The sequence below is a fragment of the Psychrobacter sp. CX14 genome, assembly GCF_057396205.2.
Map to the genome: position 1 here is coordinate 174,699 of NZ_CM183187.1, position 13,780 is coordinate 188,478.

The 13,780-nt window shown below is 43.8% G+C and carries 12 protein-coding genes; 4 read left to right on the forward strand and 8 right to left on the reverse strand.

Going from position 1 to position 13,780, the window contains the following annotated elements; all coding sequences use genetic code 11:
* Positions 1-132: 132 nt before the first annotated feature.
* Positions 133-639, reverse strand: coding sequence for a hypothetical protein (locus tag AC2SLO_RS00775; RefSeq protein WP_486540011.1), 507 nt, complete (start codon positions 637-639; stop codon positions 133-135).
* 142 nt (positions 640-781) lie between these two features.
* On the opposite strand from AC2SLO_RS00775, the gene AC2SLO_RS00780 reads away from it, so the two are divergent.
* Positions 782-982 carry a DpnD/PcfM family protein gene (locus tag AC2SLO_RS00780; RefSeq protein ID WP_486540009.1) on the forward strand — a complete coding sequence of 67 codons (201 nt, stop codon included), beginning with the start codon at positions 782-784 and terminating at the stop codon, positions 980-982.
* Here the strand turns inward: AC2SLO_RS00780 and AC2SLO_RS00785 are convergent.
* Together AC2SLO_RS00785 and AC2SLO_RS00790 are read right to left on the reverse strand one after the other, a co-directional pair.
* Positions 928-1,980, reverse strand: coding sequence for an aminotransferase class IV (locus tag AC2SLO_RS00785; RefSeq protein ID WP_486540007.1), 1,053 nt, complete (start codon positions 1,978-1,980; stop codon positions 928-930). The genes AC2SLO_RS00780 and AC2SLO_RS00785 overlap by 55 nt on opposite strands.
* A gap of 74 nt (positions 1,981-2,054) precedes the next feature.
* Entirely contained in the window at positions 2,055-2,750 is a 696-nt protein-coding gene (locus AC2SLO_RS00790) for a hypothetical protein (RefSeq protein ID WP_486540005.1), read from the reverse strand.
* 418 nt (positions 2,751-3,168) lie between these two features.
* Here AC2SLO_RS00790 and aroE point away from each other — a divergent pair, with 418 nt between their 5' ends.
* Positions 3,169-3,987 (forward strand): shikimate dehydrogenase, encoded by an 819-nt coding sequence (aroE, locus tag AC2SLO_RS00795; RefSeq protein WP_486540003.1) that lies wholly within the window; start codon positions 3,169-3,171, stop codon positions 3,985-3,987.
* Between the two features lie 76 nt (positions 3,988-4,063).
* Here the strand turns inward: aroE and AC2SLO_RS00800 are convergent, their stop codons facing one another.
* Complete coding sequence (locus AC2SLO_RS00800) at positions 4,064-5,161, reverse strand: FUSC family protein (protein WP_486540001.1); 1,098 nt, start codon at positions 5,159-5,161, stop codon at positions 4,064-4,066.
* Between the two features lie 501 nt (positions 5,162-5,662).
* On the opposite strand from AC2SLO_RS00800, the gene AC2SLO_RS00805 reads away from it, so the two are divergent.
* On the forward strand, positions 5,663-7,483 hold the full coding sequence (locus AC2SLO_RS00805; RefSeq protein ID WP_486539999.1) for an acyl-CoA dehydrogenase C-terminal domain-containing protein: 1,821 nt from the start codon (positions 5,663-5,665) through the stop codon (positions 7,481-7,483).
* Between the two features lie 412 nt (positions 7,484-7,895).
* On the opposite strand, the gene AC2SLO_RS00810 is transcribed toward AC2SLO_RS00805, so the two are convergent.
* The 4 genes from AC2SLO_RS00810 to rapA all read right to left on the reverse strand — a co-directional run bounded on the left by AC2SLO_RS00810 (position 7,896) and on the right by rapA (position 12,214).
* Positions 7,896-8,264, reverse strand: coding sequence for a 5-carboxymethyl-2-hydroxymuconate Delta-isomerase (locus tag AC2SLO_RS00810; protein WP_486539997.1), 369 nt, complete (start codon positions 8,262-8,264; stop codon positions 7,896-7,898).
* Positions 8,265-8,362: 98 nt separating this feature from the next.
* Positions 8,363-8,554, reverse strand: a complete 192-nt coding sequence (locus AC2SLO_RS00815) for an excalibur calcium-binding domain-containing protein (RefSeq protein ID WP_486539995.1) — start codon at positions 8,552-8,554, stop codon at positions 8,363-8,365.
* A gap of 79 nt (positions 8,555-8,633) precedes the next feature.
* Positions 8,634-9,101: a Cys-tRNA(Pro) deacylase gene (gene ybaK / locus AC2SLO_RS00820; RefSeq protein WP_486539993.1), complete on the reverse strand. Its 468-nt coding sequence runs from the start codon at positions 9,099-9,101 to the stop codon at positions 8,634-8,636.
* A 230-nt stretch (positions 9,102-9,331) separates the two neighbouring features.
* Complete coding sequence (gene rapA / locus AC2SLO_RS00825) at positions 9,332-12,214, reverse strand: RNA polymerase-associated protein RapA (RefSeq protein WP_486539991.1); 2,883 nt, start codon at positions 12,212-12,214, stop codon at positions 9,332-9,334.
* A gap of 587 nt (positions 12,215-12,801) precedes the next feature.
* Between rapA and AC2SLO_RS00830 the strand changes: the two genes are divergently transcribed.
* Positions 12,802-13,755: an NAD(P)-dependent oxidoreductase gene (locus tag AC2SLO_RS00830; RefSeq protein ID WP_486539989.1), complete on the forward strand. Its 954-nt coding sequence runs from the start codon at positions 12,802-12,804 to the stop codon at positions 13,753-13,755.
* Positions 13,756-13,780 lie beyond the last annotated feature (25 nt).

Below are 13,780 nucleotides of genomic sequence, written 5' to 3' on the forward strand. Positions count from 1 at the left end.
TTTTAAACTGCAAAATTAAGCAATCCACGCTTTAACTTATAATTCATTAACTAAATCATATTGTCATAGCAACTTGGTCGCAGACGTCTTTTTTCTACCGTATTCTTTATATTAGATATCAATTCTTCCCTGTCATCCCACCCTGTCATCCCACATAGATAGATAGATAGGTAGGTGCACTGTCGCAACCAATCTTTCATGAAACTGATGCGGTGCATATTCATAATCTACCTCATCATTAATAAGAAATAAGCACTCATCTCGATAATCGATATAACAATGCAGCCTATTTTTAACATACCTATTCCATTGCCATAAAAGCTGAAGAGGCGTTGCGACCGGCTTGGTAAAAAGCTCTAAATTCACAGTCAATGCACACATAACATATTCATCTGTAGGAATAATGCTGATACCCTGCTGTATCACCTCCTCTCGGGTATGTGCATATTCAAAAACACCGCCATACGCCATATACCTGTTGATGTCTTTTATGTAGATAACACCGAAGGCAGATTGGGTAAATCTGGATAAATGAACCATATCATTGGGGTTTGATTTCGCTTTTTTGCAAATCTCACCAAAGACCATCATTCGACGTAGCTGCACTGGAACTCGACTGTCTTCAGAAATAGAACGCATCAGAACCACCTCTTTATTTGAATGAGGCTTGATCATTGATCAAAAGAGGGGAAGTCACAATACTTGGTAACAAAAGACGATCAATATCAATCATTTATAGACAATATACTTTGATGCTAATGGTGTTTTTGAGAGATGAATAATGACAGAGGGAACTAAGCGTTATTGTATTGAGGTGACAGAAACTTTATCGAAATTATTTGAGGTTATCGCAAGTAGTGAAGAAAACGCTATCACACTGGTCAAAGAGCAATACAGACAAGAACAAATAGTATTAGATAGCGGAGATTATCTTGAGACGACGTTTTCGGTAAACACTGCTGTAGACAACCCCAACCGCTGATTATCCACAATCAGCTCACTCACCGGTATCACGCCACGTACCGCATTACAAAAGAACAGGGATTTTATATTACCCAAATCCTCGTCTCGCAGGCTACGCAGTATCACCGGATATTCTGTGGCCTCAAGCTTATCCATAATCGCTTGGCGCATAGTACCGCGCACCCCTGAGGATTCAATAGGCGGAGTAAACCATTGCTTATCAAGCGTTTGCTCATCTAAATAATCGCAGTCACGTTCAGAGTCACGTTTTAACTGATAAAACACATTACTCATCACCCCTTCAACCCAGTGACCTGCCATATCACTGACCAAACCTTCTGCGACTTCAGGATGCATTATCTTAACACGCTCAAGCTCGCCGGCAATCATCACACTATCTAATCGGTTGAGACTTTTAAGACCAGCAATAGGCCGTGGCAGCGATGCAAGCTGCGCGCTCAAGCAAATAGCGGTTATCGGTGATTGTTGTAGGATAATCGCTTGAGAAGTGAGCTTATTTTGAGAGTCCGGCAATTGTGCTTGGGTCATAAAATCTGCGTATTGAGTAGATAAAGGCGCACTGGGCATGACGCCCATCCAGACCAAGGCCTGATTATGTTGCAAATTATCAGAGTACGCATAGCCGCGTAAGCTTTGGGTAGGACGCGAGACGATAATCTTGATAATACCGTGCTCAATATCATTCGCAAATGCGGTCGCCGCTTGCCACAGCGTTGATTGTGCTTCTGCACTCAAATAAAGATGCAAAGCCTCACAGTGACTACGAATTCGAGCTTGATGATAAGCTAGACCGAGTATCTGACCTTGATGAACCCCAATCGTGGTAAAAAAACCATCACCATAGGCCAAACCACGTAAGGTTGGCGGAAATAAGGCGGGGTAAGACGCTGATGTCTCGGGGTTGTCTGAGTTTGTATTTAAATCTGCCCAATCAGCGCCACCAAAAAAAGCCATGCTGGCATCGCTGAGGTGATACCAAGTCATGACTTTAGACATAAAACAACCCTTTAGAGCAGTAGATAAAACCGAACCAATAAACACCAGTCAAACAACGAGCAACTCGTTATTCTCTAGTCCTCTTTATCCAAAATCAACATACAGCTATAAAACTCACATTTTGCCAACTCTACCGTATGGTCTGATACTTGCTTGTTTTTAACAATTTGTCCAGACAGAATATTGGCAACCAATTGACCGCCTTGCTCGCCCATAAGTGCAGTAGCAGCTTTATAGACCTTTTTGGCGTGCTCGATACTGGTTTGTTTTTCGCTATCTGAATCGGTTGGATTGGCATAATACCAGCCAAATTCTAGGTAATCTTGTGAGTCTATAATATCCAAATAGGGCTCTTCACCTTTCATAAAGCGGTATTTGACCGCCGTATTACTGGCATAATCTAGGCTATTCTCATCGGTGACGGTGACTTTGCCAAATATTTGCTGCAAAGCATCCAAGTTATCGGTAGTTAACGGCTCTCCGGTATACGCTTTCCAGTTTTGCACATCGTAGCTGACCGGTCGGTGCTCGACCACTGCCCCATCAGCATCATCACGGCCTTTACCTAATACAGCCGCCTCTTCTGCGTCACCTTGCTCGACTACTTGCTGCTCTGCGTCCTCATCGACGACGGTATTAGCAGGCTCGGAGTTCGAATTGCTACAGGCAGTTAGCATTAGACCTGCAGCCAAGCTCAGTGCGCCTATACGTGATAGAACCGAGCGGCTAGATAAATTGCGACTAACGTTTGTTGACTTATTTGAAATCATGCTGAAAATCATTCACGCACACCTTTTACTTATATTCCAATATCGTTACCAACCTTAGTAACTTGTTGATGATGCCTTTATAGTAAGACCATCATCCTGACTACCACTGAGCAATTGCCAAATAGGCTCATCTCATTCTATCCTTTGAACGAACCCCTAGTTTATCCAAAAGCCCTGCTATTGCATAGTGAAAAAAGCACGCAAAGGGCTTTAAATCTTACTGAGGACTCTCGCTATGTTGGCGCCTTTGTTATAGTAGTCTTGCTAACTACCACAATAATCGATAAAAATAGAGCAAAATACACCGTAACTGCCCTCATAATGCCTATGCCTATATCAATATAGCAGCAACGCCGTGTTGATAACAATAAGACGCAGCGTATTATCCATAAAACAGCATACTAATAAAGAGTGACTTATGACCCAAGCAGCCAGACAACATTTCGTGGTAATCGGTAATCCAATTGCACACAGCAAATCGCCTGACATTCACGAGGCTTTTGCTAAGCAAGCAAACCTTCATATTAAATACGCACGCCAGTATTGTCCAGAGGATGCCGACAGCTTTCAAGCGGTTGTTGATGCTTTTTTTAATGGTGGCGGCGTGGGTGCTAACGTGACTGTACCTTTTAAACAAGTCGCTTATAATTTATGCCAACAGCGCGCCGGCGTATCACAGCATGCGGCGGTAGCCGGTGCGGTGAATACCCTGATGCTAAAAGACGGGCAGCTTTATGGTGATAATACCGATGGCCAAGGGCTGGTTAATCATTTGCAGCAATTAGGCTGGCCACTTGAGCGTGCAAAAGTTGCCCTGTTAGGAGCAGGCGGTGCTTCTCGCGGCGTGGTATTGCCGTTAATTGAGGCCGGTGTTATACAATTAAGTATCGCCAACCGCACGGTTAGTAAAGCTGACGCTTTAGTGAGCGAGCTGCGTGCCGCAAGTCCACTGATTGATAATATCGACGTCTCAAGCCATGCGCTTGATGAGCTACAAGGTGACTTCGATATTATTATAAATGCCACATCGATTGGGCTGTCTGGTGAGATGTTGCCCTTAGCTGATAATTTAAGCGCCAAATATGCTTATGACATGATGTATGGTCGCAATCTGCCCTTTTTAAACCATTTTAAGGCAAAAGGTGCGCAAATATCTGAAGGTTATGGCATGTTGCTTGGTCAAGCGGCACTTAGCTTTGAGAGATGGACCGGCGTTCAGGTGAGTACGGATATTTAAACGGCATCTTAAAGACTAAATAATAAGCATCTGGTTATTAGTAAACTCCACGTAACTGGCCAGAGGCACAACCTTTTTAGGCCTTTCGCTGCATAATCTTAGCTTCAAAGGTGGTGAGCGGACGTCTGAACCAGACCGAGTGCATCACCACGCCGCCGATTAACGCCAAGGTACAGCCAAGTACCGTATCCCAAAAACGGGCTTGGATAATGCCTTGATGGCTCAGTGCATTTGCAGCAGTTACAGCATAATCACGGCCGTACTCAGCAATAAAAATCGTCAATGGGGTAATCATCACCACCGCTAAGGCATAGTGGCGCACCACCATCGACTCAATCCAGATAAACATTAAGAATAACGCAATCACTACCCCAATAGGTTGTAGCGGTAAGGTTAATAAAACCCCTGCAACCAACATCCCAATACCAGTGCCCAAAATACGATGGAACTGTTTGATCCACATGGTGCGCAGCTGCATACCCTGCATAATCACAAAGCAGCTCATTGGCACCCAATACGGATACGGCATATCAAACCATAAGGCCATTTCCATTGATAACGCCACAAAGGTAGTCACCACCACGCTATCGGTAATCATACCGTGCTCGTAGCCATGTCTACTTGGCGCACGCTCCGAGGACGGTCTAACGACAGTTAAGTTATACAGCAGTACCATAAACCAAGAAAATAGCGCCCCTGCTGTAACCACACCTACCTTTAAGGGTAACTGCTCCCAGCCCACCGGCATCAAAATAGCAATTACCGATGCCATCATAATAAACATGCCACTTGGCGGCGCTAAATGCAGATAACGCCCCAACATCACTATGGTAAAGGTCACCAGTACAAAGATAGGAAACCTAAATAGGGGCAAATTATGTGCCACAAGCCCAAGCGCAAAACTCATCACCATTATCATTACCACAAATAGCAGCTCACCTTGACGCTGCCATAAGTTACCGACACTGGGCTGATTAAGCACAATCATGGCACCAAGCGAGGCCAAGATACCCGTTGATAACTTATCGAGTAATAGTCCGGTTAATATTGACAAGGTAATGGTTACTGCGGTTATCAAAACCAGATGCCACGGCCGAGTAGTGCGCTGAATGGTGAGCAAATGATCGGCTTCACGTTTGGCAAGTTCTTTGATACGTGTTTTTTTATTTGGCATAGTCAGTGATGCGCTGTTGGTTTAAGTAAAAAGTCGGTTTGAGCCAATAAAGAGATAAATTAAGCGGTACTGAAATAAAGCCGTGCGCCGTTATAACAAGATGTTACGCAATATACGAGCTGATACTGGCAAATTATTGATTGTTTATGATACCGTTTATTATAAGGTTTGATGTCTGAATATAGTAGACATTACCGAGACTTTACCCTTTTCAAAATGCATTCGAATCATCAGTCGTCTCACAAAACAGCCTGACTCTCTTCATGATGCTGATCTTTTAGAGCTCATTGAGTTTTGGGAGTGGTTTTATTGTCATTAGTTATGACAAGTCTAATTTATATAAACATTATTTATCATACACCTGTTCACCGATGAATAATATTTATCAATCATAGGTTTTTATATAAATTGCGCTTATACTAAAATTGATGATAATTCTCACATTGTCATGGACTGATAATGGTCGACTGATACACACCTGAATATACAAGAGATTCAATTATGCTAAGTTATAAAGCCCCCCTACGCGATATCAAATTCCTATTAAATGACGTTTTTGACTTTCAAACTCATTATAAAGATCTAAGCAATGGCGAAAACGCTGATCCAGAAACAGTAGATATGATTCTACAAGGCATGGCTGATTTCTCTGAAGATGTTCTTAGCCCACTTTATCAGCCAGCAGATGCTGAGGGCTGTCATTTTGAAAATGGTGTTGTTACTACACCAAAAGGCTTCAAAGACGCTTACAATCAATTCGTAGAAGGCGGCTGGCAAGGTATTTCATACCCAGAAGAGTACGGCGGTATGAACCTCCCAATGTCACTTAACCTAATCAAAGCAGAAATGTTTGGTACGGCGAACTGGCCATGGGCAATGTACCCAGGTCTAACCACTGGCTGTATCAATACTTTAATGCAGTACGGTACCGATGAGCAAAAAGACACCTACCTACCAAAACTAGTTGAAGGTACTTGGTCAGGCACTATGTGTCTAACTGAGCCACAAGCCGGTACTGACTTAGGCCAAGTAAAAACCAAAGCAGTGCCACAAGATGACGGTACTTATAAGCTAAACGGTACTAAAATCTTCATCTCAAGTGGTGAGCACGACCTAACCGATAACATCATTCATATCGTTTTAGCACGTCTGCCAAATGCACCTGAAGGTACTCGTGGTATCTCACTGTTTATCGTACCTAAATTTAACATCAACGAAGAAGGCGAAGCCGGCGAGCGTAACGGCGTAAGCTGTGGTTCAATTGAACACAAAATGGGTATCGCCTCATCAGCGACCTGTGTTCTAAACTTCGACGATGCAAAAGGTTACCTAATTGGTGAGCCAAACCGTGGTCTAAAAGCGATGTTCACGTTCATGAACACTGCCCGTATCGGTACCGGTATCCAAGGTCTAGCGCATTGTGAACTTGCTTTCCAAAACGCCCTACCATACGCTATCGAACGTCGTTCAATGCGTGCTCTTTCTGGTACTAAAGAGCCAGAAAAAGTAGCTGACGCGATTATTAACCACGCTGACGTACGTCGTATGCTATTGACCATGAAGGCGTTCGCTGAAGGCGGCCGCTCAATGATTTATCATGCTGCTCGTTATGCAGACAAGATGTCTCAAGGCGTTGCTGAAGATAACAATGAAGAGTTTGAGAAGTGGGATGACAAATTAGGCTTCTACACGCCAATCCTAAAAGGCTTCTTAACTGAGCTTGGTATCGAAGCGGCTAAAGAAGGTCAGCAAGTATATGGTGGCCACGGCTATATCAAAGAATGGGGCATGGAGCTAATCGCTCGTGACGCACGTATTGCTACTCTTTATGAGGGTACAACTGGCGTACAGGCTCTAGACTTATTAGGTCGTAAAGTTATCTTGCAGTCTAAAGGTAAAATCATCCGCGATTATACCTCAAGCATCATGAAGTGGTGTGGTGAATACGCACTTGATAAAAATATGCGCAAATATGTTTGGGCATTAACCAAGCTATGTGCTGAATGGAACACGCTAACCGTACGCTTAATGCTAAGCGCGCGCAAAGACCGTGAAATCATCTCAGCCGCTTCTGTTGATTACCTAATGTACTCAGGCTATGTAATGATGGCATATCACTGGGCACGTATGGCAGCAGTCGCTTATGATAAGCTTGAGAACGGTGGTACTGAAGCGCCTGAATTCTATACAGCTAAGATTCAAACGGCTAACTTCTACTTTGATAAGATTCTACCACGTACATCAGGTCACGCAGAAAGCATGGTAGCCCCAAGCTCTTCTATGACTGATATGGAAGTAGAAAACTTCTCGTTCCTAGACTAATTAGCCTTCTGTTTTATCGAAGGATCTATTCTAGAACATAAAAACCGCCCTATTTGATATAGGGCGGTTTTTTTATTGATGTTATTTTTGCTATAGTCATTAGGCTAAAAAATTAAGTAGGATAAAAATAAGGAGAAGGTAGTGAGCAAGGAACACGATTCAAAAAAAGAGCCCAATAAGTTAGTGCAAGACTGGATAGACAGACAGGCATTAGTCGCCATACAAATGAGCGAGGACGACAATTATCGTCAACTGGTAACAGTCAGGGCAACAAATTGGGGAAAGCACATACAAGCTAAGTCCGACGCTCGCATAAGACGAGCTAATGCTCCGCACCTCAAAATTAAATAAGAGTGCGTAGAACTTAACCTAAATCAGCTCAATGCTTGTGTTGTCTGTTGTATGCAATATCTTAAACCCGAGCTTTGCGATAAGCAGCCGTCAACTCCACTACTTCAACACAATACTGCACCGTAACGCGGCTTGATTGGTCAGCACCTAATTGCGATTGCAAACACACCAATAGCGTATCCGCTAAATCATCTCGAATCTCTTGACTGCGCCCTGGCATCAGCCTCAATTGCACATAGACAAAGCCTTGTGCTTGTTGGTCATCTTCAATGCCGACTAAGAAGGTCTCGACATCGAGCATGCGTGCTTTAATCGCTTGTGGTGAACCGAAGTGACCGGTATCCCATAAGGTAGTATTTAACTTTTTAAGCAGGCTCTCAGGGTTTTTAATAGTGACATTTGGGGAAGCTTGAACAATAACGTGCGGCATAAGCAGATCTCAGAATAAGTGGCTTAAAAACGATTAACCACAGTCTATACATATGGTGAATAGACTGATAGGCACTAAACAACATTGATTGGGTTACGCTATTTCAAAGCTTCACAAGCGATACCGTCTTTATCTCTATCTAGTCTTTTGTAGCCTGGTTTTTTGGCATCAAAGTAAGCTTGTGCTTCTGCTTGACTGCGAAAATCAGCACATTTAACACCAGCAGCATTTGCAGGTAGACTAGCAGCTAGCAGCGTAAAAGAAACGATAGAACAAATCATCTTATTCATAGAAAGTAACTCCAAATAATAAAAGTTAAGACCCATGAGTAATTTTAGCAAAGAAATTAATTTTTTTAATAAAACATTATTAATCAATTATGTCAGCAAATGTAGCAGACAAGGTTTTCGCCAGTTGTTCTGGTAGTAATTCAATCTCAAGTCCTCGTTTACCGCCACTGACATGCATCGTATCTAGCGCCTTTGCTGAGTCATGGATGACAGTTGGCAATCGCCTCTTTTGACCCAAAGGGCTAACACCGCCCAACACATACCCAGTAGTACGTTCAACAACCTTTGGGTCTGTCATATGTACCTTCTTAGCTCCCAAAGCCTTAGCCATCTTTTTGAAGTTTAGCGTGTCACTTACGGGCAAGATAGCCACGGCTAATTTATCGGCATCGGTTGTCACTACCAAGGTTTTAAAAACGTGCTCTGGTGCGACACCCAATTTGTCAGCAGCCTCTAAGCCATAAGATTCTGCGCTCGGGTCATGTTCGTATTCATGAATTTGATAATCAAGTTTTAACTTTTTGGCTAAATTGACAGCTGGGGTCATTGGATGATTTCCTTACATTTATATGCTAAAAAATCTTTTAAGACGTATAAAAATAATAGCGATTAAACACTAAGAGCCAGTCACTAAAATTTTAATTTGAGGTAAATCTCATGCTAAGTAAGACAAATAATGAACCGCTTACGGGTTTAGATTACCCTATTTCTCAAAAAACAAAAAGCCCTCCTTTAATAGCTAAAGGAGGACTTTTTAAAAAGATATTACATAAGAAACTACGGCTTAACCGCGACCAACACACGGATGCTGTCTGGAACCAGCGATAGATTACTGAGCGCTTGCTCCCCTTGAGCTTTAAGCGATTCTAGACGTTCAATCTCTTCATCACGTACGTTCGGGTTAACCTGTTGTAGCTGTTTTAGACGGCTGATTTCACGTTGCCACACTTGGCTAAAACGCGCCATGGCTTGTGCGCTGATATCTTCCAATTTACCTTGCGCAATGGCTTCGGCATCATGGTAGCGTGATTCAATCACACCGCTACGTACCTTGACCACCTGACGCGCACGGTTTTTATCCAAGCGCTCGATGTGCGGCATAATCATATCGGCAGTGATACGCTCTGATAAATCACCGCCGTGCTCGCCTAAAAACACACGCAAGGTCTGGGTCGGTAGCGTCGCCGTTAGGTTCAAAACTTTAGGAGCGATCGTGGTCACTCTAAAGTTAACCTCTAATAACAGCATACCTTCCGGCACAGTGTTGCTCTTAAGCATCGCGACCGTGGTATTACCAAATGTGCCCGAGTTAATCATGTCATAAATAGCCAACATCAACGGATGCTCATGGGTAATAAAGTCCATGTCCTCACGCATCAAGGCTTGGCTACGCTTAAAGGTCAGCGTCATGCCATCTTCAGAAATCGGTAAGTTTTCGATATCCGGATGTTGGCTGTTTTCAGCCTCTGGCGGATGTACAATCCATGAACCATCACGCTGTACGCTGTGATCTAGGTTTGCTGAACCTAAGAAGCGGTCTAAGAATGCTGGCAATAAATTATTGGCATCAAAATCACTCATTGCATCGGCAATACGCGACGCCACACGTGGACGACATGAATTGTATTCAAGCAAACGGTCACGACCGGCTTGCAGCTCTGCTTCTAACTCTAAACGCAGCTGACTGGCATCTTCGATTAAGGTGTCTAATGCTTCACGGTTTACTTCGTTATCCTCGCCCTCAAGCAGCGGCTTTAAGTCAACAATAAACTGCTCTTGCACCGTTTGTGCCGTTGGCGAAATATGATTAAAGATATTTAGCGCACCGTCGTACCATTTGTACATACGCTCTTGTGCGGTGCCTTGTACGTATGGCACATGTAGAGTGATTTTTTGGTTTTGACCAATGCGGTCTAGACGACCAATACGCTGCTCTAGCGTATCTGGATTGGCCGGTAAATCCCATAATACGAGATGACTTGCAAACTGGAAGTTACGACCCTCTGAACCAATTTCTGAGCACAGTAGAATCTGTGCGCCCGCTTCATCAGCAAAGAATGCTGCTGCTTGGTCACGCTCAAGTAGGCTCATCTGCTCGGTGAAAATCGCAGTTTTAATACCCGCATGTAGACGCAGTACTGCCTCCAAGCTCTCTACCGTTGCACCACTACGCGCAATGAGTAGTACCTTTTGCTGCTTCAACTCATCTTTTAACAGGTTAATTAGCCAAGGCACACGAGGGTCATCTTCTAGCCAGCTACCATCGGGCTGATTTTCTTCACCCCATAGCTGCTCACGAAGTTTACCGCAAGTTTGATAGTTACCAACCCAAGCGTCAGGACAAGGCAGTGGATGTGGACGGCTGGTACGACCATGGAAGCCCTGTACGCTATCACGGGTATTGCGGAACAATACGCGGCCGGTGCCATGACGATCTAATAACTGATTTAATGCATAAGTACGCAGCTTGTCATCTTCATTAATCGTCGCAAGCTCGTTCTCATCTTCAAAGCCAAGCAGATGCGTCAGCGCGCTAATCTGACCTTCAGACAGTGGCTTTTCATCCATCAATACTTCTGCCACAGCAGCGGTATCGGCAAAGGCATCTTGACCGGCAATAAAGTCATCTAAATCATCAAAACGATCAGAGTCTAGCAGGCGCAGACGCGCAAAATGACTCTCAACACCTAACTGCTCAGGCGTTGCGGTTAATAATAGAACGCCTGGCGTTTCATGAGCAAAATCGGCGACCAGCTCGTACTTATCGTTACCGCCGTGGTCGCGATCCCAATGCAGATGGTGCGCCTCATCAACCACTAATAAATCAAAGCCTGCTTCCATCGCCTGCTCATACAAATCATGATGATCAAGCAATAAATCTAGACCGGCAATAATGCACTGCTCAGTGGCAAAGACATTTTGATCCGGATTGTGCTCTTTAATTGCCGCCGTACGAACCAAATCAAACAAGGCAAAGTTCAGGTTAAAACGACGACGCATTTCAATCATCCACTGATATTGCAAGCTGTCTGGCACGAGAATTAACACGCGCTGTGCTTTACCAGTTAATAGCTGCTGATGGATAATCAGACCGGCTTCAATGGTTTTGCCCAGACCCACTTCGTCCGCTAATAATACGCGCGGTGCAATACGTTTACCGACTTCATGCGCAATATAAAGCTGATGCGGAATGATATCGACACGGGCGCCCATCAAGCCTTTTAGCGGATGACCTGCTAAGGCCGACTGCATACGCAGGATATCTTGACGCAGCTCATACCAGTCACTACGCTCAACTCGGCCCGCCAGCAAGCGCTCTAATGGCTTAGCTAGAGTGATATTGGCTGCCAGACGGGTTTCCATAATGCCTCGTGGATGCCCTTCCACATGGTATTTCACCACGCCCATCACCTCATCAACGCCAGTAACGATATGGGTATTGCCATCTTGGTCGGTAATCTCATCACCGACCTTGAAGGTCACACGCGATAACGGCGCAGAGTTTTTGGCATATACCCGTGTCTCTTCGCTTTGCGCAAATAGGATATGCACGCAGCGGTCATCGACATCAATGACGACACCCAAGCCAAGCTCTGCTTCAGTGTCTGAAAGGTAGCGTTGACCAACGGCGAATTCGGGGATTAAAGCAGCTATTGTCATAAATCAGTCAATTCTTATTTATCTAGTAAAGTGTCGGGGACTATTTTAGTCTACAAAGCACAGCGCACCAAGCGCTATGTCAATTTGAGTCGGTCTGCATCTATATCTTATATTCTAAAAACCATTCAGCAGGCGCTAGATAGATAGAGACGCTAACCGTCGTCTTGATGCTTTGTATTAACCTAGTCCTTTATATTATAAAGTCTATTTGCCTTTATGAGGACAAACTTCTCAATTTCTATAGCCGATTGCTGAAAAGGCGGTTAAATCAATAGTGGCCTTTTTAAACTTAATCTTCTGCAAACACAGTAATAACAGGCATCTTGCCTCTATGTTAACGTCAATACATAAAAAACAGAGCACTAAATTTTGAGACATATATTTGCAACTATAAGCACAACTCATACACAACAATCCTGCCCTACCCCTAAAATGGGTACTACTCATTAAACTTAGCATAGATTTAAGTCATAATAATTATAAAATCAGACTTTTTGTTCGCTAATTGGTTTTGATGATGTTCTTCGATAATCACTAATTTTTGATGAGAGCTAATTTTCATTAATAAATAATCATAGGAGTTAATAATGAAAGCCGTATTACTGGATGAAGTACGATTTAATGACGAACTAGAATTACCACAGCCAGAGGGTGTCACCGAGTACGTTACCTACCAAAAGACCCCGCAAGATAACCAGACCATTATCGAGCGCTGTCAGGATGCCGAGATTGTCATCGTTGGTACACTAAGAATAGAGCGTGACGTGATTGAAGCGCTGCCTAACTTAAAGCTGTTGCAAGTCACCTCTGTCGGTACCAATCAAATCGATATGGAAGCTTGTAAAGACAATGGCGTCGAAGTATACAACGCGCCAGGATTTGCGACCCAAAGTGTGGCAGAGCATGGATTTATGCTTATGCTAAACGCCATGCGAGCTGGCATCCATTATCATAATACCGTCCTTGATGGTACTTGGTATAAAACTGGACAAGCCTACTACATGGATGAGGAGCTGATTGATGTTGATAACTTAACCATCGGCATCATTGGCGTCGGCTCAATTGGTAAACGTATGGGCGAGCTTGCCAATTCGTTCGGCATGACGGTGCTTTGGGCAGAACACAAAGGTAAAGAGCCTCGTAATGACGATTATACCGACTTTGACTCTGTGCTTGCCGCCTCAGATGTGCTTAGCCTGCACGCCCCGCTAACAGAAGAAACCAAACATCTTATTAATGCTGATGCCATTACAAAAATGGATAAAAAGCCTCTAATCGTCAACGTTGCCCGTGGTCAAATTGTAGATACTACCGCATTAGCAGAGGCCATAAAGAACGATAAAATCTTAGGCTATGCCACCGATGTGTTCGAAAAAGAGCCTGCGAAATCAGACGACCCCATCGTACAACTGGCAAAAGACAATCACCCCCGCGTTATTCTGAGTCCACACCACGGTGCCGGTAGTAAAGCGGCGCAAAGAAAGCTGTGGAATATCGTGTGTGAGCAAATAAACGAGTTTATTAAAGAACACGGGCATTGAACGTTAAGAGCTTATATTCAACGTT

Bases quoted from the DNA above. Each gene is read 5' to 3' on its own strand.
- AC2SLO_RS00775 (WP_486540011.1), bottom strand. From the start codon at position 639: ATGCGTTCTATTTCTGAAGACAGTCGAGTTCCAGTGCAGCTACGTCGA.
- AC2SLO_RS00780 (WP_486540009.1), top strand. From the start codon at position 782: ATGACAGAGGGAACTAAGCGTTATTGTATTGAGGTGACAGAAACTTTA.
- AC2SLO_RS00785 (WP_486540007.1), bottom strand. From the start codon at position 1,980: ATGTCTAAAGTCATGACTTGGTATCACCTCAGCGATGCCAGCATGGCT.
- AC2SLO_RS00790 (WP_486540005.1), bottom strand. From the start codon at position 2,750: ATGATTTCAAATAAGTCAACAAACGTTAGTCGCAATTTATCTAGCCGC.
- aroE (WP_486540003.1), top strand. From the start codon at position 3,169: ATGACCCAAGCAGCCAGACAACATTTCGTGGTAATCGGTAATCCAATT.
- AC2SLO_RS00800 (WP_486540001.1), bottom strand. From the start codon at position 5,161: ATGCCAAATAAAAAAACACGTATCAAAGAACTTGCCAAACGTGAAGCC.
- AC2SLO_RS00805 (WP_486539999.1), top strand. From the start codon at position 5,663: ATGCTAAGTTATAAAGCCCCCCTACGCGATATCAAATTCCTATTAAAT.
- AC2SLO_RS00810 (WP_486539997.1), bottom strand. From the start codon at position 8,264: ATGCCGCACGTTATTGTTCAAGCTTCCCCAAATGTCACTATTAAAAAC.
- AC2SLO_RS00815 (WP_486539995.1), bottom strand. From the start codon at position 8,554: ATGAATAAGATGATTTGTTCTATCGTTTCTTTTACGCTGCTAGCTGCT.
- ybaK (WP_486539993.1), bottom strand. From the start codon at position 9,101: ATGACCCCAGCTGTCAATTTAGCCAAAAAGTTAAAACTTGATTATCAA.
- rapA (WP_486539991.1), bottom strand. From the start codon at position 12,214: ATGACAATAGCTGCTTTAATCCCCGAATTCGCCGTTGGTCAACGCTAC.
- AC2SLO_RS00830 (WP_486539989.1), top strand. From the start codon at position 12,802: ATGAAAGCCGTATTACTGGATGAAGTACGATTTAATGACGAACTAGAA.